This window comes from Sutterella sp. (assembly GCF_030539355.1).
Classification (GTDB): Bacteria; Pseudomonadota; Gammaproteobacteria; order Burkholderiales; family Burkholderiaceae_F; genus Sutterella.
On sequence record NZ_JAUNSF010000014.1, the window covers coordinates 15,064 to 32,222 of the forward strand.

Below are 17,159 nucleotides of genomic sequence, written 5' to 3' on the forward strand. Positions count from 1 at the left end.
CGACATCTTCGCCGCGCTTTTACGATCAGCGGCATCAGTCGGGCGTGAGCCCGGTGAAGGAGAAGAACTGATGCAGAGAAGAGAGCTTCTGAAGGACTGCGCCGCGCTCGGCGCCGCCGCGGCCGTGCCCGCGATCACGGGCTGCACCGCAGCTCAAAAGGAACGGACGGCGCTCCCCGGGGACGCGCTTGAGACCACTGTCGCCGATGCGCCCGCGGGCAGGTTCCGCGGGTTCATTCGTCCCGGGGAGCCGGGCGTGCGCGTCTTCCTCGGCATCCCCTTCATGAAGAACCCGTACGAGCCCGTGCGGCGCTTCCTCGCCCCCGAGCCTTTCGAGCGGTTCGAGGAGACCGTCGACTGCATGGCGTACGGATCGGTTCCGCTCCAGCCTGCGCGCACGGCGAAGCCCAGCGAGCCGAGGATGAAGGGTGGCGACGGTCCGCTCTGCCTCAACATCTGGGCGCCTGCGGAAGGAGGGAATCTTCCGGTGATGGTCTGGGTGCCGGGCGGGGGCTCCATCAACTGCGACCAGAACGACGCGCGCTTCGAGGGCACGGCCTTCGCCCGCGACGGCGTGATTCTCGTCACGCTCGCCTACCGCGTGAACGTGGACGGCTTCATGAAGGTGAAGGGCGGCGATTCGAATCTCGGCAACCGCGACATCATCGCGGGCCTCAGGTGGGTGAAGCAGAACATCGCCGCCTTCGGCGGTGACCCGCGGCGCATCACCGCCTTCGGGCAGTCCGCGGGGGGCACGCATCTCGTCGACGTCATCGCCTCGCCGCTCGCAAAGGGGCTTCTCGCCGGCGCGATCATCCAGAGCCCGTCGGCCGTGGCACAGTGGATCTCGGACGAACAGGCCGACCGCGCTGCCAGATACGTCTGCGATGCGCTCGGCGTCGAGCCCGCGCGCGAGGCGCTGATGAGTCTTCCCATTGAGAAGCTCGCCGACTTCCGGCCGCTCGCCGGAAAGCTCGCGGGAGACCGCGAATGGGCGCGCTTCACCTGCGGCAACACCTCGCTCTTCAAGGGCTGGGTGGACGGGGACCTCATGCCCGAGCGCCCGGTGGATGCGCTCGCCAGGGGCGCGGCCGCCGGGCTGCGCGTGATCGCCGGCTCCACGCATTCCGAGTGGCGCTGGTACATCGTGCCGAACGGTCAGATCGACCGGATCGACGAAGGGGCTGTCGCACGGCTCCTTGACGGCGCGAGGCTCCCCGCCTCGCTTTCCGAGTCCTACGCCCGTGCGGGCCGAGGAACCTCCCCCGGCGACCGGTTCGCGCAGATTCAGAGCGACGTGATCTTCCGCATGCCCTGCGTGCGGCTCCTTGAGAGCCTCGCCGCGGGCGGCGCGGATGTCTGGGCCTACAGCTTCGACTGGGAGAGCCCGGTCACGGGAAAGAGCGGTGCGAAGCTCGGCGCCGCGCACACGACGGACGTGCCCTTCGTCTTCGGGACGGTGAAGGCGCCGCGCGCCGTCGCCTCGGTCGGCACCGAGCCGCCCGCCTCGCTCGTGCGCGACATGCACGGCGCCTGGGCAGAGTTCGCGAAGACGGGACGCGCGCCGTGGGCGCCCTTCAGTCTGCAGAGCCGCCGGTCGATGAGCTTCAGCGACCGGTCGCACGAAGTGACCGATCCCTGGGCTTTCGAGCGGCTCGCCGTACCTGACCGCCGCTGATCAATATTGAATATGGAAGAGGCCTCCGGTGACGGAGGCCTCGGGCGTCAGGAGCCGGCCGCGGCGAGGATGCGCTCGCGCATGGCGTCCATCTGGTGGAAGCTGTGGATGCCGAACTTGCGGTAGATCGTCACGCGGTGCCCCTGCACGGTTCTCAGGCTGATGCCGAGGCGGTCGGCGATCACGCGCACGTGCTCGCCGGCGAGCAGATGCACGAGCACCTCGCGCTGCCTCTCGGTGAGCTCGGAGAGGGCCGAGCGGATCTCGGGATCCGAGAGCTCGTGGAAGGACTCCGCATAGCTCGAGGCCGCGGCGGACTCGATGGAGGAGAGAAGCCGCTCGGGATCCACGGGCTTCTGCAGGAAGTCCCAGGCGCCGCGGCGCATCGCATCCACGGCGACCTCCACGTTGGCGTGGCCGGTGACGAAGATCACCGGCAGCGCATAGCCGCGCTCGGTCATCTCGATCTGCAGGTCGAGCCCCGACATGCCGTCCATCTGGATGTCGAGCAGCACGACGCCGGGCATGCTCGGCTGGTCGGCGACGAGCATCGCCTCGGCGCTCGGGTGGGCGGCGGTCCGCCAGCCCTCGGTCTCGAGCATCAGCGAGAGCGTCTCGCGGATCTCCGGGTCGTCGTCGACGATGCGCACAAGGACGTTCTCCCTGATCGTGTCGAGGCTGGTTTCGGGCATGGCGTTTGAGCTCCGTGTGGAATGTTGGCCTGAGACATATTGAAGCATGCCGAAGGCTCGTCCCGTGCGAATCGGGCAGGGCGGCGGCGGACTGATTGACGCATTTCTGAGCAGGACCAACATGCGCGCGCATGTCGGAGACCGTTCAGTGCTCTTCGGCTTCCACACTCTCGTCGGGTTTGGCGAGCGGGAGCGTCACGGTGATTGTGATGCGCTCGGGCGTCTCCCCCTCGGCGATCGGCACGCTCGAGGTCTCGAAGGTTCCGCCGTGCGCGCGCACGATCGACTGCACGATGAGGAGCCCCAGGCCGAGGCCGCTCCTCGGCTTCGCGTCCGCGGATGCGGCGGCGTCCGGGTCGCTGCGGATCAGCATCCTTTCGGCGAAGGGCGTCACGGAGAGCTTCGTGCCGATGTTGCGGATGACAAGACGCGCAAAGGGCTTCCCGTCGCTCTCGACCGTTCCAAGCGTGACGGACACGTCGCCCTTCAGGGCCGAAGCGGCGGAGGCGGCGTTCTTGAGGAGGTTGAGGACGAGGATCGAGAGCTCGAGCGCGTCGCCCCGGACGGTGACGTTCTCCGCGGCCTCGACGGTGAGGGGCGTCCCCGGATTGAGCCGGCGCACGCTCTCGGCCACTTCGCACGTGAGCGCCGTGAGGTCCACGGGGTCGCTGCGGCGGATCGGCGCCTTGGCGTAGCGGCGCACGCGGGCGAGGATCGCCTGGGCGGCCGCGAGGTCCGCGGTGATCTTCTTGGCGCACCGGCCGATGAGCTCGCGGTTGACGGGCTCGCGGCCGCAGAGCGTCCTCAGCGTCCGGGCGAGGTAGCCGATGCTCGTGAGCGGCTGCGCCATCTCGTGCGCATAGATGCAGGAGAGTTCGTTCACGACGCCGAGCTGCAGGAGCCGCTCCGACTCCTCCGCGGCGCCGATCGCCTGGCGGTGGAGCGCCTCCTCGCGCTCGAGCGCGGCGTTCAGTTCCGCCGTGCGTTTCTTCACGAGCGACTCGGCGCGAAGCCAGTGCAGGATCCAGAAGAGGAGACCAAGCGCGAGCACGGCGAACCACGGCCAGTACCGGACGAGGAAGCCCTTCAAAGTCCATTCCGAGAGGTAGGCGTAGGGGCCGGTCTTCAGCAGCCGGAAGACCTCGTTCACGCTCTTGAAGTCGGTCGCGACCGACCAGTGATAGCCGCCCTCGGCCGTCGCGGGCTGGTTGAGGAGCGCCCGGGCGATGAGCTCCGCCGTCTGCGGGCGGATGCCGGCGGTGACCGCCACGGTCCAGCCCGGATAGAGGCGCGTCGAGACGGCGCAGCGCAGGCTCCCCGCGGCCGCGGGCTCGACTACGCGGAGCTTCCCCTGAAGCTCCGGCATGCGCTGCTCGAGACTCTCGAGGATGCAGGCGCGCACGAGTCCCACGTCTGCCTCGCCCGAGGCGACGCGTCTCAGAACCTCGCGGAGGTCGTTGCCCGTGTAACTGACCGAGGAGAAGAACTTCCGCGGGTCGTAGCCGCGCCGGGCGATCTCGGCCATGCCGATCTGGAACGCCATGAAGTTCTGCGGGTTCGGGGCCGTCGCCCGCAGGCCCTGGAGGTCATCGATCGTGAGGCGGCCGGGCTTGTCGGCGCTCACGATGAAGCTCCCGCCCACGCACTGGTTGGGATCGGGAAAGTCCGTGGAGACGAGCGTGGCGAGGTCCTTCGCGCCGTGCTGCCAGAACTCGACGAAGAACCCGGAGCTCGAGAGGAAGGCGTCGACCTCGCCCGCGTGAATCGCCTCGCGCAGCCCGATGATGTCGTAGGTCTTCACCTCGAACTGAAGCGTCGGGCAGGCGCCGCGCAGGTAGTCCACGGTCGAGGCCTGGACATTGTCGCGACGGTCGCCGTAGGTGGCCTCGCGCTCGATGTCGAGGAGCCCGAAGCGGACGACGTCATCCGCGGCCGGGCTCCCCGCGGCGCATGCCGCGAGGAGTGTGAGGAGGATCGTGCGGATCAGCTGAAGACGCATGGGCGTTCAGGGAGGAGAGGGCGTGTTCACGGTGAGCACGCCCCCCGGCGGGCGCTCTCAGCGCAGCGTGCCGAAGTGCTCGCCCATGAAGATGTGCGGATAGCCGCCCTCGGCATCGGGTTTCCCGGCGAGCTCAAACGAGACGCCCTTCTGGAAGATCATCACGATGTCGCTGCCGCCGAAGAGGAACGTGCCGAGCATGTCGCCCTTCTTCACCTTCGCGCCCGGCTTCACCGTGTCCTCGAAGCAGACGGATGACACCTGGCTCATCGCGATCGGCAGGATCGCCACGAGTCCGTGGCTCTCGGTCTCGACGATCACTGCGGCGCGCGTCTCGATCATCTGCCAGCCCGGGGTGTCGGCCTCGAGGAGGTAGCGGCCTTCCTTCGGATCCCACTCGATCCAGCCGCCCACGGCGTCGTCACCGGGGATCACGACCACCTCGCGCACCGTGCCCGAGACGGGGAAGTGATAGCGGTGATAGTCGTAGACGTCGAGGAACGTGTGCGTGAGCGTGCCGCCCGCGAAGGCGTCGGCGTATTCGCTGCCCTCGAGAAGCGCGGAGACGGAGCTGAAGACGCCCGACTTGATGCGCAGGTCAGCCTCGTTCTCCTTGCGCGGGACGATGTTGCTCTTCTCGTCGATGCGCCAGATGCCCTGCGGCGTGGAGTCAGCGGGCGATGTGAGGACGCTGTCGTCCTCGGGCGAGGCAATGGGGCGCTTCGACGGGTCGGCGAGGTAGCGCGCGAAGAACTGGTTGAAGGTCTTCCAGTTCTTCGGATCCTCGTAGTCGCCCGTGTCGAGGCGGAAGCGGGCGTCCTCGCGCGCGACCGCGAGGTTCGCGTCGCTCCACGAGCCGGTCGTGTTGAGGAACTCGCCCCAGCGCGTCGTGAAGCTGATGAGCCAGGAGCGGTAGGGCTCGGCGTACTGCACGGTCGGGCGGTAGAGGCCGCGGCCCTCGTACATCTTGAGCGGCCGGTCGTTGAGGTAGTAGAAATAGTTGAGGCTCTGGTCGATGCGGTCGTAGAGCTTCGGATGGCGCTTCTCGACGCCGGGCAGGATCGACCACGGCATGGCCTTCGCGGCCCAGTCGATGTAGTCCCAGTACGCCTCGAGCGACTGCACCGGATTCGTCTCCGGATCGGGGTTCTCGGCCTTCGCGGCCTCGATCGAGGCCGCGAGCGCGACGCGAAGCTCCAGGCTGTGCGCCGTGATGGCGATCAGGTCCCGCGTCACCTCCTCATGCGCCCGGTCCGTGAGCCGCGTGTCCGAGGAGACGCCCGTGACCGGAGGGGCGAGGTAGTCGGCGGCGGGAGCGGCGCATCCGGCGAGGAACGCACTCGCAACGAGGGAGGCGACGAGCGTGAGGGAACGGGCGGGAAGGCGGAGGTTCATGACGAGGGATTTCCGGGCTGCAGGTTGAAGCGGGGCTCCCGGGGAAAGGAGCATAGAGATGAAATTTTAATGAGCGCAGCGGGCCCCGAAAAGGAGGAGGCCGGGCCGCGGGACATCGCTCCGGAAAAGCTCAATGGGGCGCCTGCGCCCGCTCCGTATAATTTATCGGTTGACCTCTCCGGCCGTGGTTCCGCCGCTTGTGGAGAGGCGCACAGACACCAAGCCTTCCGGATCGAAGAATTCCGATGACTGACTCCCGTTCCATGGCTCCCGACGGAGCCGCCGAGGGCGCGCTCGCCGTGCGTCCGAGCCTCGCCGATCCCGGCGCCGCCGCTGAGCTCTTCAGCTGCGCCGCCTCGGACTTCCTGCGCATCATCTATCTCAATCCCGCCGAGCACGGTGACGAGGCGGAGAACGCCGTCGCCGAGATCGTCTTCGGCCTCGCGGCGCTCTTCGAGGAGACGAGCGACATCGTTGATCTGCCCGAGGGCTTCACCGTCGCCGGCGCCGCGGAGCGCCTCCGTCCGGATCTCGAGCGCCGCATCTCGGTTATGACCGCCGAGGAGCAGACCATGTTCCGCGAGCCCTCGGCGCTCCTCACGCTCGCGGTGAACGTGTTTTTCGAGGAACTGCTCGAGCGCGCGGACCTGTGGTTCGAGAACCCTGAGCATCTGGGGAAGTACGCCGTGGTTGACGACGACGCGATCCACGTCTTCCTCGTGAGCGACGAGACCTACGACTGGCTCACCGAGTGGGCGGAGCGGATTCTCGGCTGCGACGGCGACGCGGAGGACGGGGAATGACCGAAGCGACGGAAAAGGCGCCTGAGAACTGCGTTCTCAATGACGAGAACCTGCCGGGCTTTCTCGCCGGCATCTGCCTCGGCGTCGTCGCCAACGTGCGCGACGTCCGCGAGAAGAAGATCAGGCCCGAGGAAGCCGCGGACCGCGATGACGCGACCGTGCGCATGCTCGCGCAGATCCTGATGGGAGAGCACGAGCGCATCAGGCTCGAGACCTCGCCCGGGATGCCGAAGCCCGGCCCGGAATTGCTCGAAGCGCTCGTCGAGCGCGAGCCCGGGCTCTTCGCGCACCTTCCGGCGGGCTCCACCCGCGGAGGCAATCCGCGTGCGCTCATGGTCGAGGCGGCAAGGAGCTTCCTCTCCGACACCTACTCGACGCTGCGCGCGCTCTGGCGCAGCCCCAGTCTCACCAACGACCTGATGGACAGCACCATCGCTGAATTCGGAACGAAGTGGGCCGCGAGGCTCACCGCCCGTGGAGAGCTCTCATGAGATGCAGCACAGGATGCAGGCCGCGCTGCGGGGGCGGCTGCCATGATTTCAGCTCCGAGGCGGAGCAGAAGCCGAGCCTCGGCGCCATTGACATCGTAGACGGGATCTTCCGTCAGGCGATCCGCAATCTCGCCAAGCGCCTCGAGGCCTTCCGCGCCGGCGACATGAGCGCCGAGGAGCTCGAGGCCGCGAACGAAAAGCTCGCCGACTGGCTCGGCGCCACGTTCTCCGGGAGAAGCCGTCACTTCGAGATTCTCGAGCACTGGCATCCCGAGGGACTCGCGAACGAACTGCTCCGCACCTTCGGCACGCGCCTGGCGCTGCAGCTTCCCGTCGGCGACGAGGTGATCATCGCCGAGGCGGGGCGCCTCTTCACGCGCGAGGCGAGCGGACTCATCCTCGCCGCGCTCGACGCGGGCTGGCCCGCCGCCGGCGCCGCGGAGAGCGAGCCCGCGGTGATCCTCGCCGGACGCTGGGCGAACCTCTTCGCCGGCGCGCCCGACGACGAGGACTTCGGAGGTGACGACTGATGGCCGGCGAGATTGAGGACCGCGCCCGCGCCGCGGTTGAGGCGAAGCTGCGCGAGGAGGCGATCGCACGCATCTACCGCGGGCTCTCGCCCGAGGCGATGCGTGCGCTCCATGCGGTTTCCGAGATGAGAAACCGCCCGCCCGAGGAGGTGCTCCGCGAGGAGCTCCAGGGCTACATCCTCGAGAAGCTCCCGCCCGTGGACATCGAGGGCATCATCCGCACCATGGCCGGGCGCTTCTACCAGCTCGGCTTCCTCTGCGGCACCGCGCGCAGGTTCGTGCGCGACTGGAACCGCAGCCACGGGGACGGCTAGGCCGTCTCCCCGCCTGATTTCTGCAATTCGGCCGCGGCCCTGCGCTTCTGCGCGGCCGTGGCTTTTCTCTGCAGCCTCACCACGGACCAGGTCTGCAGCAGCACCGAGGCGCCGATGCAGCAGAGGCCGAGGTAGAAGGAATAGCCGAGGTCACGGGCCTCGCCGAAGATGATCATCGCGAGGATGATCGAGTAGACGGGCTCGAGGTTGTAGGTGAGGTTCACCGTGAAGGCCGAGATCTTCTCGAGCGACTGGATCTGCAGCAGGTACATGCCGATCGTGCAGAAGGACGAGAAGATGAGCATGTAGAGCCAGTCGATTCCCTGCGGCGTGAAGGGCTCGGGCGGGGCGAGCCAGCGGTAGAGGGGCATGAGCGCGCAGGCGGCGACGAAGCCGCCGACCAACTGCCAGCTCATCACGGTGGTCGCGCGGTACTTCGCCTTGTAGTGACGGAAGAGAATGGCGAGCACCGCGGCGCCCGCCGCGCTCACGAGGCCGAGGATGATGCCCGTGCGGTACTGCGTGTCGAAGTGGAAGATGAAGGAGATGCCGATCAGGGTGAGCACCGAGAACGCGATCTCCTTCAGGCTGATCCGTCCATGGGTCATCAGCGGCTCGAAGATCGCGGTGAAGAAGCCGATCGAGGAGAAGGCGACGATCGCGATGGATACGTTCGATGCCTTGATCGAGGCGTAGAAGAGCGTCCACTGCAGCATGAGCAGCGCGCCGACGAGCGCGATGCCGATGCGGTCGCGCCTCACGACGGGCTCGATCGAGCGGCGCAGCGCCAGGAACGCCCAGAGGAGGGCGCCGGCGAAGACGATGCGCCAGAAGACGATGAGGCCGGGCGAGAGCGAGAGGAGCTTGCCGAAGATGCCCGTCCATCCGGCGAGGAGGACGGAGAGATGGAGCTCCAGGAAGGCTTTCTTCATTTGAATTGGGAAAACAGGGACACTTTTATTGAGGAGTCCGGCCGGGCGGACGGGGTCAATGATAGCCCCGCTCCATGGTCGGAAGTGATGCGCCGGAGCATCAGCCGCAGGCTCGGTGAGAGTCTTCGGATATCACACTGTTTGAACTTTGTGATAAATTGAAATTGAAAGGAGGTCGGGAGAACGCCTTGATTTTGATCTCATTCGAAAGGGCCTGTTCCTCCCGAAGAAGATGATGACAAATTCAACAAACAATCAGAACCGCGCTCCCAAGCCATGGGCACGTCTTTTTCTCTTCTTGCTGTTCCTCATCCTGCTCGCCATGGTCCTCAAGGGCATGGGCTGGTGCATCGGCGGCGTGTGCGACGTGGGCGTCGACCTGCTCCTCAAGTGACCGGCACGACCGGCCGCTCCGTCCGGACTCGCCTGAAAGAATAAGAACCGAAAACCAATGACTTCGGACGGACGGCTTCAGGGGCTCGCCCCCGTCATCGGGGAATCCCCCCGTGTGCTCATTCTCGGCAGCATGCCGAGCGAGGCCTCGCTTGCGGCGCAGGCTTATTATGCACACCCGCGCAACCGCTTCTGGCCGGTGCTCGGGACGGTGCTCTCCTTCGATCCGCTCCTCTCCTACGAAGAGAGACTCGACAGAATCCGCGCGGGCGGCATCGCGCTCTGGGATACGATCGGAAGCTGCGAACGCACGGGGAGTCTTGATTCTGCTATTCTTCGCCCCCTTCCCAACCCCGTGGGCGAATTGATTGAAACCCATCCGACCCTCAAAAGGGTGATTCTGAACGGCGGGAAGGCCGCCGAGATGTGGCGCCGCTTCGGCGCGCCCGCGCTCACCACGGCCCAGGCCGCCTCGATCGAGGTCGTGGCGCTCCCCTCCACGTCACCCGCGAACGCGCGCTTTTCGCTTGACGCCCTGATAGCCCTCTGGGGCCCGGCGCTCACCCGCTGACGGGCCTCGCCGCGAGGAGGTTGTTCACCTCTCAGGAAGGGGTTCTGCACGGCTTGTCCACAGGCTGAAATTTCATTGCCTAAAAAATAGGCAGCCTGTCTTTCCCTGCGGCTGTAGGGAAGTGCGACTTATCCACAAGCTTGCCCACGTTCTGTGTGCATATTCGCGGAGGAGATATTCACCGCTTATCCACAAGAGGAAAATGCCCCGGAGAGAGGCGCTGAAGAGAAGAAAACGGCGCCTCCCGATCAACGGGGAAGCGCCGCTCGTGAGGTGACTCAAGCCTGTCGTTTACTTGAGCGCGGCTGCAGCCGCCGCACGGCCGGCGGCGAGGCCGGAGGTGTAGGCGATGAGCAGACTCGTGCCCGGTTCATAGACGCGGTTGTAGAACGGACGGTTGGCCATCTCGCCCACGGCCCAGAGACCCGGGACCGGGGCATTTTTTGAATTGAGAACCTTCCAGCCCGCGTCGGTGACGACGCCGCCGATCGTGCCGCCGATCACCGGACGCACGCGCACGGCGAAGAAGGGCTCGGCGGTGATCGGGGTGAGGTTCTCCGCGGCGCGGCCGAAGAGCGTGTCCTTTCCGGCGGCCGCGTCCTCGTTGTACTTCTTCATCGTCGCGGCGAAGGTGCTCGCGTTCGAGCCCATGCGGCGGGCGAGCTCCTCGAAGGTGTTACCGACCACCACGGTGTCGTAGCCGAAGTAGGCGAGCAGGTTGTTCGCCTTCTCCTTGTCGGCGCTGTCGACGATCAGCCACGTGTCGCGCTGCTCGCTCATCGCGTCGGTGATGACGGGCTGGTCCTCGCGCACGAAGCGCACGCCCTTCTCATTGACGAGCGTGATGCCAGCCCAGCCGCGGGGGCCGAGCATGTTCTCTGCGATGGGCCTGTAGGCGGGCTTGATGCCGACGCCGATCAGCCAGCTGTCGGCGACCTCGCGGCCGCCGGCCTGGGCGGCGAGCTCGAGACCGTCGCCGGTGCTGCCCTCCGCCGCGGCGCTCTGCTCGGCGTAGACCGCCCAGCGCGGCTGGCGCTCGGTGATCTTGACGAGATCGGCGCCGAAGCCGCCCGTGGCGAGGACGACCGCCTTCGCGCGGAACTCAAAGCGATTGGTGCCGTCGGCGGCCGCCACACCCGCGACCGAGCCGTCCGCGTTGGTGAGGAGCTTCCAGGCCCCGGTGCCCGTGAGAATTTTTCCGCCCTTCTTTGTCACGAAGCCGGCGAGGGCGTCGGCCTGCGAGGCGCCGGCCGGGCGGCCCGCCTCGACGCCGGCGGGGATGAGCGCATAGGCGCCGATGCCGTCGGCCGCGGCCGGGTTGGCGGAGAACTGCAGGCCCACGGTCTTCGTGAGCCAGGAGACCGTCTCGGCGCTCTGCGCGACGATGCCTTCGACGCGGGTCGCGTCCGGGTAGAGGCGCGAGCCGCCGCGCACGGACTGCTTCTGATCTTCGAGCCAGAGCTTCACGAGGCCCTGGGGATCGGCGGGAAGGCCGCTCGCCTTCTGAATGTCGGAGCCGGCGGCCGTGAGGAGGCCCGGGGAGAGGGCGGCCGAGCCGCCCACAGCGGGGGCCTTCTCGAGCACGACGACGCGGGCGCCCGCGTCTGCGGCCGCGGCGGCCGCGGCGAGGCCGGAGGCGCCGGCGCCCACGACCACGACGTCGGCGTCAGGGGTCTCGGCGAGCGGGAGCGTCGCGGGATCAATGATCACAGGGTCCGGCGTCCACTCGGCGCTTGAGCCCCCGGCGCTCTCGATCGCCTGGCCGATCGCGCGGAGCAGCGAGGCGGTCGAGCGCGTGGCGCCGGCGACCGTGTCCACCGCGAGGTTCTGGCGGGCGAGCACCTGTTCGGTCACCTGACGCATCGGCTCGTCGGCGATGAAGGGCGTCTCGGCGCTCTTCACGACGCGCACGGACTCGATCCGGTTCTCGGAGAGCTTCACCTCGACCTCCATCATGCCGTTCAGGCCCGGCGTCGTCTCGGTGTAGGTTCCGGCGCGCAGCGGTGCACGGGTCGGGGCCTCGGCAGGTGCCGTCTCGGCGGCGAACGAGGCGGCGCAGGCCGAGAGGATGGCGGCGGCGACGAGCGTGCGCTCAAGGCGCCGGGAACTGGTGGTCTTCAATTCTTTTCTCCCGAAATTTGTCCGGTGGATTCTCTGCGGTGCCGTCAGGGAAGCCTGGGAGCTCCCCCGGGGGCCGGCACGGTGTGCATTTGGGCCGAAAGATTGTCAGAGCGCGCTTAATGGGCACTGAAATTCAGATGCACAGGTCAGCAAGGAAGTCCTTCGACACAATCGAGCGTGTCGCCCGTGTGCGAGGGTCGGTATCATGAAAGATGGTCCGGACGGGGACGTCCGGGCAGAGAACAATTCGAGGCCGCCGGCAAGAGGGGCAACCCGTCGTCGGCGGCATCGCCACCCCGAAGGAGAGAGACCGCAAATGGCTTCCAAGGACTGCATTCCCGAGCTTCAGCCTGCAATGAAGACCCGCATTGAGGCGCTCAGTGAGCTCCCCGCCGTGAAGACGGCGCTTGAGGTCTGCGTAGAGGAGACGGAGCGCGCCGTCGCCGAGCAGATCCGCATCTCGCAGATCGAGTCGCCCACGTTCGCCGAGGGCGTGCGCGGCGAGGCCGTCGCGGCGCTGCTCCGTGAATACGGTCTCACGGACGTCGTGATCGATCCCTCGGGCAACGTGGTCGGTCGCCGCCCCGGCACCGGCAGCGGCCCCGTCCTCGCGATCGCCGCCCATCTCGACACGGTCTTCCCCGCGGGCACCGATCTCACGGTGACGAAGGACGGCCCGCTCTACCGCGGCCCCGGCATCGGCGACAACGCCTCGGGCCTGCGCTCGATGCTCCAGACGCTGAGGGCTCTCAACCGCGCCGGGATCCAGACCGAGGGCGACATCCTCTTCGTCGGCACCGTCGGCGAGGAAGGCAACGGCGACATCCGCGGCGCGAAGGCGCTCTTTGACGGCTCCCGCAGGATCGACGGCTTCCTCGCGCTCGACATGTGCGAGGTGACGACCGTGCAGAACGGCGCGACGGGCTCGCACCGCTGGCGCATCGCGATCGAGGGCCAGGGCGGACACTCCTACATCGACTACGGCAAGGTCCCCTCGGCGATTCATGCGATGTGCCGCGCGGGCAATATCATCGCGGACTTCGATCCTCCCGCGGACCCCAAGACCACCTTCACGATCGGCACGATCAAGGGCGGCACGACGGTCAACTCGATCGCGGCGCGCTGCGAGGTCGACGTCGACATGCGCTCGGTCAATCTTCAGGAACTAGAGGCCCTCGAGGAGCGCATGCTCGCCGCCTTCGAGAAGGGCGTGGAGCTTGAGAACGCCCGCTGGCCCGCCGCCGACGAGGATCACAGGCTGCGCCTCGTGAAGACCCAGATCGGCAACCGCCCGGCCGGCCAGCAGCCCGCCGACTCGCCCGTCGTGCAGGCCGCGCTCTGCGCGATGAACCGCATGGGCATCGAGGTGAAGCAGTGCCGCTCCTCCTCGACCGATGCCAACAAGCCGATCTCGATCGGCGTGCCCTCGGCCTGCATCGGCACGGGCGGCGTCACCGTCAACGAGCACAGCCTCAAGGAGTACTGGGACTCGACCGACATGGAGAAAGGTCCGCAGCTCGCGATTCTCATCGCGCTCGCGCTCACGGGCATCGCCGGCGTGTCCCCGGCGGGGCTGCCGAAGCTCGCCTGATATCTCTGATGTAAAACAAGACCGCCCGTCCGCGGGCGGTTGCTAAAATCAAAGATCCCGCGGGCCGCCCCGGAAGGCAAAGCTCCTCCCGGCGGCCCTCACGGACAAGACGCTTCATCACGGGCCGGATTTTTTGCAGAGCGAAGTCCCTGCCGGCCCGGCAACTCCGGGAGTACACGTTCATGCGCTCATTCGGTCTCGGCTGCTCGGCCGCTCTCCTCGCCGCTGTCGTCGCCTTCACGACGCCCCAGGCGGTTTCCGCGGAACTGAAGATCGGCGTCGTCAACATGGAGCGCATCCTGCGCGAGTCGAAGGTCGCCAACGAGGCGAGCGAGCGGCTCAACGCCGAAGGCCAGCGCCGTCAGGAGGAGATCGAGGCGATCAGCCGCCGCTTCAAGTCCCGTCTCGAGCGCTTCGAGAAGAACTCGGCCGACATGGACGAGGGCGAGCGTGTGCAGGAACGCCGTGCGCTCGCCGAGATGGAGCGTGACGTCACCCGCCGCAGCCGCGAGGCGCGCGAGGAATTCAACCAGCGACGCAACGAGGAGGTGCTGCTGCTGCAGAACCGCGCCGGTCGCGTCGTGCAGGAGATCGCGAAGAAGGAAAACTTCGACCTGGTGCTTGACGAATACTTTTTCGCGAGCGCACGCATCGATCTCACGAGCCGCGTGATCGAGGAACTCGACCGCGGCGTTCAGCAGAAGTCCGCCAGGAAGAAGTAAGGGCGGTCTTCTGACTAAAAATTTTTGCCGGCATCCCTCTGAATCCGGCGACGGGCACCCCCGCCCGAAAACAATCACTTATCTCCCCAAGGAACAGTTATGTCTCAGAACCTCATGCTCTCGAAGCTCGTCGAGGCCGTGAACGAGCGCGCCAAGGGGCGCCTCTCCATGCGCATCTCGGGCGAGGACGTGCCCGTCGGCCGTTTCATGCCGCCCGATCAGGCGGGCGAGGGCGATCTGAGCTTCCTCACGGATCCGCGCTACGCGGAGGCTATGAAGGCGAGCCGCGCGGCCGCCCTCGTGCTCCGTGAGAAGGACGCCGCCGGCGTCTTCGGCGAGACGCTTCCCGCCCGCACGATCCTCATCTGCGACAACCCCTACGCCTTCTTTGCCTTCGCGAGCCAGGTCTTCTACCCCGTGAAGCGCAATCCCGGCATCCACCCGCGCGCCTACGTCGAGGATGGCGCCGAGGTTGACCCGACCGCCACCGTGGACGTGTTCGCGGTCGTGCGCCGCGGCGCGAAGATCGGGCCCCGCGCCCTCATCAGCTCGGGCGTCGTCGTGGGCGAGAACTGCGAGGTGGGCGCCGACACGATCATCTACCCCAACGCCGTGCTCTACGAAGGCACCGTCGTGGGCGAGGGCGGCTGCATCCAGTCGGGCGCGGTCCTCGGCGGCGACGGCTTCGGCTTCGCGCCCTTCCGCGGCGAGTGGGTGAAGATCCCGCAGCGCGGCCGCACCGTGCTCGGCAATGAGGTCGAGATCGGCGCCAACACGACCGTGGACCGCGGCGCGCTCGAGGACACCGTCGTGGGCGAAGGCACAAAGCTCGACAACCAGGTCCAGATCGGCCACAACGACCGCATCGGCCGCCACTGCGTGATGGCCTCCTGCGTCGGCATCGCCGGCTCGACCACCGTGGGCGACCACGTGATGATCGGCGGCGCGGCGATGATCAACGGTCACATCACGATTCCGTCGGGCTCGGGCGTCGGTCCCGCCACCGCCATCACCGGCTGGGGCAAGGAGCCCGCCGAGCAGATGGGCTTCTTCCCGGCGCTCTCGAAGCGCGAGTTCATGCTGAGCGCCTCCATCACGGCGCGCCTCCCGGAGATGCGCAGGGATCTCAAGCGCCTCGAGAAGGAGGTCGAGCAACTCCGTGCGCTAATCCGAAAGGAAGAAGCAAAGGAAGCCTAAAAGCGCGAAAATAGATACTTCCCTCGCGCGGATCACGACCGGTCCGCGCGGGGCGGAATCCCCGAACTTCAGAAGACCCGTTCCGGCGGCGCCCCGGCGCAGCGGACACAAGCAAAAACCAATCACAAGAGAGATTTCCTGAGCCATGCCGAAGAGCCTCAACATCCTGGACATCATGGAGCAGCTTCCTCACCGGTATCCGTTCCTTCTGATCGACCGCGTGCTCGAGCTCTCCGACGAGCTCGACCGTGTCGTCGCGATCAAGAACGTGACGATGAACGAGCCGCAGTTCACCGGCCACTTCCCGCAGGCGCCCGTGATGCCCGGCGTGCTCATCATTGAGGCGATGGCCCAGACCTGCGCGATCATCGCGCTCGCCCGCCTGCCGAAGGACGTGGATCCGAAGAAGTGCCTCTTCTACTTCGCCGGCATCGACAACGCGCGCTTCAAGCGCATCGTGCAGCCCGGCGACCAGCTCGTGATCGAGGGCAAGTTCATCAAGAGCAAGCTCGGCATGGGCATCTTCGAGGCCGTCGCCCGCGTTGACGGCAAGGTGGCCGCCCAGGCGCAGATGATGTGCGCCTACCGTCCGGCCCCGCAGAAGAGCGAGCCGGCCGCGGGCTGATCGCCTTCCTCCGGGCCCGGGAGGGTTTCCCCGGGCGCCGCTTGAAATAGGCGGAGACGCTGTCTGAAATGAGGACGGCGCCCCGCCTTTTTTGCATCTTGAAATCTCCTTTTTTGGAGTACCGCGGTGCGCTCTTTATAATTAATCGGATGGACACCGCGCCGGAGGCTCCTTGAAGAGGAAATCCCCCGGGCGCAGAAGGTCCCGGAAAGCGGCTGCCGCCCCTCACGGCTTAAGCCGCCCCGAAGCTCCGTCTGAAAAAATGGCGGCAGATCATCCTGAGAAGACCATCCCATGTCCCAGATTCATTCGAGCTCCATCGTCTCCCCCGAAGCCCAGATCGCCGATGATGTCGTGATCGGGCCGTTCTGCATCGTCGGACCGAACGTCCGCATCGGAAGGGGAACGGTGCTGCGCAGCCACGTCGTCGTGGAAGGCCGCACCGTGCTCGGCGAACGCAACCTCGTCTACGCAGGCGCCTGCATCGGCTGCGCGCCGCAGGACAAGAAGTACAAGGGCGAGGACACGGAGCTCGTCGTCGGTGACGACAACGTGATCCGCGAGAACTGCACGCTCGCGATCGGCACCATCCAGGACCACGGCATCACCCGCGTCGGCAGCCGCAATCTGCTGATGGCCAATGCGCACGTCGCGCATGACTGCCAGGTGGGCGACGACATCGTCGTCGCCAACAACGTCGCCCTCGCGGGCCATGTCCAGGTGGGCAGCCACGCGATCATCGGCGGCCAGGCCGGCATCCACCAGTTCGTCCGCATCGGCGAGTACGCGATGGTGGGCGGTGCCTCGGGCGTCGTCCAGGACGTTCCGCCCTATGTGATCTGCCACCTGAACCCCTGCAAGGTCGCCGGCCTCAATCTGATCGGCCTGCGCCGCGCAGGCTGGAGCGACGAGCAGATCCGCGCGCTGCGCAAGGCCTACGGCCACCTCTACCGCGAGAACCTCACGGTGAAGGAGGCGGTCGAGCGCATGGAGGCGCTCATCGCCGAGCATCCCACGGCCGAGCACGAGCTCACCGTCTTCCTCGAATTCGTTCGTTCGAGCGCCCGCGGCATCATCCGCTGAGCGCTTTTCCGAAACTGCTGCG

The 17,159-nt window shown here is 67.0% G+C and carries 16 protein-coding genes; 11 read left to right on the forward strand and 5 right to left on the reverse strand.

Annotation, left to right across the window (positions count from 1 at the left end; all coding sequences use genetic code 11):
• The first annotated feature begins 70 nt into the window (after positions 1–70).
• A complete protein-coding gene (locus Q4F91_RS04080) occupies positions 71–1,678 on the forward strand; it encodes a carboxylesterase/lipase family protein (RefSeq protein WP_303334814.1) in 1,608 nt (535 codons plus the stop codon).
• A gap of 47 nt (positions 1,679–1,725) precedes the next feature.
• Here Q4F91_RS04080 and Q4F91_RS04085 read toward each other — a convergent pair whose 3' ends face one another.
• From Q4F91_RS04085 to Q4F91_RS04095, 3 genes are all read right to left on the reverse strand, one after another.
• Complete coding sequence (locus tag Q4F91_RS04085; RefSeq protein ID WP_303334816.1) at positions 1,726–2,370, reverse strand: response regulator transcription factor; 645 nt, start codon at positions 2,368–2,370, stop codon at positions 1,726–1,728.
• A 145-nt stretch (positions 2,371–2,515) separates the two neighbouring features.
• Positions 2,516–4,369 carry a sensor histidine kinase gene (locus tag Q4F91_RS04090; RefSeq protein ID WP_303334818.1) on the reverse strand — a complete coding sequence of 618 codons (1,854 nt, stop codon included), beginning with the start codon at positions 4,367–4,369 and terminating at the stop codon, positions 2,516–2,518.
• A 57-nt stretch (positions 4,370–4,426) separates the two neighbouring features.
• The gene (locus tag Q4F91_RS04095) at positions 4,427–5,764 is read right to left on the reverse strand and encodes a phosphatidylserine decarboxylase (protein WP_303334820.1); all 1,338 of its coding nucleotides are present in this window, start codon (positions 5,762–5,764) and stop codon (positions 4,427–4,429) included.
• A 245-nt stretch (positions 5,765–6,009) separates the two neighbouring features.
• Here Q4F91_RS04095 and Q4F91_RS04100 point away from each other — a divergent pair, with 245 nt between their 5' ends.
• From Q4F91_RS04100 to Q4F91_RS04115, 4 genes are read left to right on the forward strand one after another with little or no spacing between them, the layout of a single operon-like run.
• On the forward strand, positions 6,010–6,567 hold the full coding sequence (locus tag Q4F91_RS04100) for a hypothetical protein (protein ID WP_303334822.1): 558 nt from the start codon (positions 6,010–6,012) through the stop codon (positions 6,565–6,567).
• Positions 6,564–7,058 (forward strand): hypothetical protein, encoded by a 495-nt coding sequence (locus Q4F91_RS04105; protein WP_303334823.1) that lies wholly within the window; start codon positions 6,564–6,566, stop codon positions 7,056–7,058. The genes Q4F91_RS04100 and Q4F91_RS04105 overlap by 4 nt, the downstream gene beginning before the upstream one ends.
• Positions 7,055–7,588: a hypothetical protein gene (locus Q4F91_RS04110; protein ID WP_303334825.1), complete on the forward strand. Its 534-nt coding sequence runs from the start codon at positions 7,055–7,057 to the stop codon at positions 7,586–7,588. Before Q4F91_RS04105 ends, Q4F91_RS04110 begins: the two co-directional genes overlap by 4 nt.
• On the forward strand, positions 7,588–7,902 hold the full coding sequence (locus Q4F91_RS04115; RefSeq protein WP_303334827.1) for a hypothetical protein: 315 nt from the start codon (positions 7,588–7,590) through the stop codon (positions 7,900–7,902). Before Q4F91_RS04110 ends, Q4F91_RS04115 begins: the two co-directional genes overlap by 1 nt.
• Here the strand turns inward: Q4F91_RS04115 and Q4F91_RS04120 are convergent.
• Positions 7,899–8,834 (reverse strand): DMT family transporter, encoded by a 936-nt coding sequence (locus tag Q4F91_RS04120; protein ID WP_303334829.1) that lies wholly within the window; start codon positions 8,832–8,834, stop codon positions 7,899–7,901. The genes Q4F91_RS04115 and Q4F91_RS04120 overlap by 4 nt on opposite strands.
• 451 nt (positions 8,835–9,285) lie before the next feature.
• Between Q4F91_RS04120 and Q4F91_RS04125 the strand changes: the two genes are divergently transcribed.
• Complete coding sequence (locus Q4F91_RS04125) at positions 9,286–9,798, forward strand: DNA-deoxyinosine glycosylase (protein WP_303334831.1); 513 nt, start codon at positions 9,286–9,288, stop codon at positions 9,796–9,798.
• Between the two features lie 291 nt (positions 9,799–10,089).
• On the opposite strand, the gene Q4F91_RS04130 is transcribed toward Q4F91_RS04125, so the two are convergent.
• The gene (locus Q4F91_RS04130; RefSeq protein WP_303334834.1) at positions 10,090–11,919 is read right to left on the reverse strand and encodes an FAD-dependent oxidoreductase; all 1,830 of its coding nucleotides are present in this window, start codon (positions 11,917–11,919) and stop codon (positions 10,090–10,092) included.
• A gap of 316 nt (positions 11,920–12,235) precedes the next feature.
• Between Q4F91_RS04130 and Q4F91_RS04135 the strand changes: the two genes are divergently transcribed.
• The 5 genes from Q4F91_RS04135 to lpxA all read left to right on the forward strand — a co-directional run bounded on the left by Q4F91_RS04135 (position 12,236) and on the right by lpxA (position 17,137).
• Positions 12,236–13,510 carry a M20/M25/M40 family metallo-hydrolase gene (locus Q4F91_RS04135; RefSeq protein WP_303334836.1) on the forward strand — a complete coding sequence of 425 codons (1,275 nt, stop codon included), beginning with the start codon at positions 12,236–12,238 and terminating at the stop codon, positions 13,508–13,510.
• Between the two features lie 182 nt (positions 13,511–13,692).
• Positions 13,693–14,232, forward strand: a complete 540-nt coding sequence (locus Q4F91_RS04140) for an OmpH family outer membrane protein (protein WP_303334838.1) — start codon at positions 13,693–13,695, stop codon at positions 14,230–14,232.
• Positions 14,233–14,331: 99 nt separating this feature from the next.
• Positions 14,332–15,429: a UDP-3-O-(3-hydroxymyristoyl)glucosamine N-acyltransferase gene (gene lpxD / locus Q4F91_RS04145; RefSeq protein WP_303334840.1), complete on the forward strand. Its 1,098-nt coding sequence runs from the start codon at positions 14,332–14,334 to the stop codon at positions 15,427–15,429.
• Positions 15,430–15,574: 145 nt separating this feature from the next.
• Complete coding sequence (gene fabZ, locus Q4F91_RS04150; protein ID WP_303334842.1) at positions 15,575–16,054, forward strand: 3-hydroxyacyl-ACP dehydratase FabZ; 480 nt, start codon at positions 15,575–15,577, stop codon at positions 16,052–16,054.
• A gap of 294 nt (positions 16,055–16,348) precedes the next feature.
• Positions 16,349–17,137 (forward strand): acyl-ACP--UDP-N-acetylglucosamine O-acyltransferase, encoded by a 789-nt coding sequence (gene lpxA, locus Q4F91_RS04155; RefSeq protein ID WP_303334845.1) that lies wholly within the window; start codon positions 16,349–16,351, stop codon positions 17,135–17,137.
• Positions 17,138–17,159 lie beyond the last annotated feature (22 nt).

Bases quoted from the DNA above. Each gene is read 5' to 3' on its own strand.
- Q4F91_RS04120 (WP_303334829.1), bottom strand. From the start codon at position 8,834: ATGAAGAAAGCCTTCCTGGAGCTCCATCTCTCCGTCCTCCTCGCCGGA.
- lpxA (WP_303334845.1), top strand. From the start codon at position 16,349: ATGTCCCAGATTCATTCGAGCTCCATCGTCTCCCCCGAAGCCCAGATC.
- Q4F91_RS04110 (WP_303334825.1), top strand. From the start codon at position 7,055: ATGAGATGCAGCACAGGATGCAGGCCGCGCTGCGGGGGCGGCTGCCAT.
- fabZ (WP_303334842.1), top strand. From the start codon at position 15,575: ATGCCGAAGAGCCTCAACATCCTGGACATCATGGAGCAGCTTCCTCAC.
- Q4F91_RS04140 (WP_303334838.1), top strand. From the start codon at position 13,693: ATGCGCTCATTCGGTCTCGGCTGCTCGGCCGCTCTCCTCGCCGCTGTC.
- Q4F91_RS04135 (WP_303334836.1), top strand. From the start codon at position 12,236: ATGGCTTCCAAGGACTGCATTCCCGAGCTTCAGCCTGCAATGAAGACC.
- Q4F91_RS04105 (WP_303334823.1), top strand. From the start codon at position 6,564: ATGACCGAAGCGACGGAAAAGGCGCCTGAGAACTGCGTTCTCAATGAC.
- Q4F91_RS04090 (WP_303334818.1), bottom strand. From the start codon at position 4,369: ATGCGTCTTCAGCTGATCCGCACGATCCTCCTCACACTCCTCGCGGCA.
- lpxD (WP_303334840.1), top strand. From the start codon at position 14,332: ATGTCTCAGAACCTCATGCTCTCGAAGCTCGTCGAGGCCGTGAACGAG.
- Q4F91_RS04115 (WP_303334827.1), top strand. From the start codon at position 7,588: ATGGCCGGCGAGATTGAGGACCGCGCCCGCGCCGCGGTTGAGGCGAAG.
- Q4F91_RS04095 (WP_303334820.1), bottom strand. From the start codon at position 5,764: ATGAACCTCCGCCTTCCCGCCCGTTCCCTCACGCTCGTCGCCTCCCTC.
- Q4F91_RS04125 (WP_303334831.1), top strand. From the start codon at position 9,286: ATGACTTCGGACGGACGGCTTCAGGGGCTCGCCCCCGTCATCGGGGAA.
- Q4F91_RS04085 (WP_303334816.1), bottom strand. From the start codon at position 2,370: ATGCCCGAAACCAGCCTCGACACGATCAGGGAGAACGTCCTTGTGCGC.
- Q4F91_RS04080 (WP_303334814.1), top strand. From the start codon at position 71: ATGCAGAGAAGAGAGCTTCTGAAGGACTGCGCCGCGCTCGGCGCCGCC.
- Q4F91_RS04100 (WP_303334822.1), top strand. From the start codon at position 6,010: ATGACTGACTCCCGTTCCATGGCTCCCGACGGAGCCGCCGAGGGCGCG.